The organism is Streptomyces sp. NPDC005955 (assembly GCF_042871255.1).
Taxonomy (GTDB): Bacteria; Actinomycetota; Actinomycetes; order Streptomycetales; family Streptomycetaceae; genus Streptomyces.
In genome coordinates this window covers 1-1,619 of sequence record NZ_JBIAIF010000040.1, presented here as the reverse complement: position 1 = coordinate 1,619, position 1,619 = coordinate 1, and the positions used below count along the sequence as shown (strand labels likewise).

The following is a 1,619-nucleotide window of genomic DNA, read 5'->3' as shown; positions in this document are numbered from 1 at the left end:
TGTGGGGGGTGTTCGGTGGGGGTTACTTGGGGTCGTTGTTGTACTTGGCGGTGGCCCAGAGGTAGCCGAGGGTGGTGAGGGCGAGGGACCAGGTGAGGGTGAGCCATCCGTTGTGGGCGATTTCGGTGCCGAGGAGGAGTCCGCGGAGGGTTTCGATGGCGGGGGTGAAGGGCTGGTACTCGGCGATGGGTTGGAACCAGCCGGGCATGGTGTCGACGGGGATGAAGGCGCTGGAGAAGAGGGGCAGCAGGATCATGGGGAGGGCGTTGTTGCTGGCGGCTTCGGCGTTCGGGCTGATGAGGCCCATGCCGACGGCGATCCAGGTGAGGGCCAGGGCGAAGAGGGCGAGGAGGCCGAACGCGGCGAGCCATTCCAGGACGGTGGCGTTGGTGGAGCGGAATCCGATGGCGACGGCGACGGCGCCGACGAGGGTGACGCTGAGGAGGGATTGCAGGACGCTGCCGATGACGTGGCCGATGAGGACGGATCCGCGGTGGATGGCCATGGTGCGGAAGCGGGCGATGATCCCTTCGGTCATGTCGTTGGAGACGGACACGGCGGTGCCGACGACGGTGCCGCCGATGGTCATCAGGAGGATGCCGGGGACGATGTAGGCGATGTAGGCGGAGCGGTCGGCGCCGCTGCCGCCGATCCCGGCGCTCATCACGTCTCCGAAGATGTAGACGAAGAGGAGGAGCAGCATGATCGGGGTGAGGAGGAGGTTGAGGGTCATGGAGGGGTAGCGGCGGGCGTGGAGGAGGTTGCGGCGGAGCATGGTGGTGGAGTCGCGGGTGGCGTGGGCGAGGCTCATCGGGCGGTCTCCTTGCGCGGGGCGGGGGCAGTAGCGCCGGTGGGGGTGGTGGTGGGGTTGGTGAGGGCGAAGAAGACGTCGTCGAGGTCGGGGGTGTGGAGGGTGAGTTCGTCGGGGTGGATGTGGGCGGTGTCGAGCCAGTCGAGGAGGGAGCGCAGTTCGCGGGGGTTGCCGGTGCTGGGGATGTGGAGGGTGAGGGATTCGTCGTGGGAGGTGGTGCGGGCTCGACTGTCGCCGGGGTGGGTCGGGTTGAGGTTGAGGTGGGTGGCTTGGTGGAGGGTGGTGGCGGCGGTCTGGTAGGTGGTGGGGTCGGTGAAGCGGAGGCGGATGTGTCCGCCGGGGATGAGTCGTTTGAGTTGTTCGGGGGTGCCGTGGGCGGCGATCTTGCCGTCGTTGAGTACGGCGACGTGGTCGGCGAGTTGGTCGGCTTCTTCGAGGTACTGGGTGGTGAGGAAGACGGTGACGCCGTCGGTGACGAGTTCGCGGATGATCTCCCACATGTTGTGGCGGGAGCGGGGGTCGAGGCCGGTGGTGGGCTCGTCGAGGAAGATGATCCGTGGATTGCCGACCAGGGTCATCGCGATGTCGAGACGGCGTTTCATCCCGCCCGAGTAGGTCGCCGCGGGCTTGCGCGCCGCGTCCACCAGATCGAACCGCTCCAACAACCGAGCCGCCCTGCGCCGCCCCTCGGCACGCGACAGGCGATGCAGATCCGCCATGAGGAGCATGTTCTCCTCACCCGTGATCAGACCGTCGACCGCCGAGAACTGCCCCGTCACACCGATCACCGACCGCACCCCCTGCGGTG

The 1,619-nt window shown here is 67.6% G+C and carries 2 protein-coding genes; both read right to left on the bottom strand.

Annotation, left to right across the window (positions count from 1 at the left end):
* Nucleotides 1-22 precede the first annotated feature (22 nt).
* Entirely contained in the window at nt 23-811 is a 789-nt protein-coding gene (locus tag ACFYOU_RS33305) for an ABC transporter permease (protein ID WP_391311052.1), read from the bottom strand.
* Nucleotides 808-1,619, bottom strand: an 812-nt coding sequence (locus ACFYOU_RS33300) for an ATP-binding cassette domain-containing protein (RefSeq protein WP_391311050.1), incomplete at its 5' end; no start/stop codon positions are given. The genes ACFYOU_RS33300 and ACFYOU_RS33305, both read right to left, overlap by 4 nt.

Excerpts from the sequence above, each read along its gene's own strand:
- ACFYOU_RS33305 (WP_391311052.1), bottom strand. The coding sequence starts at position 811 with ATGAGCCTCGCCCACGCCACCCGCGACTCCACCACCATGCTCCGCCGC.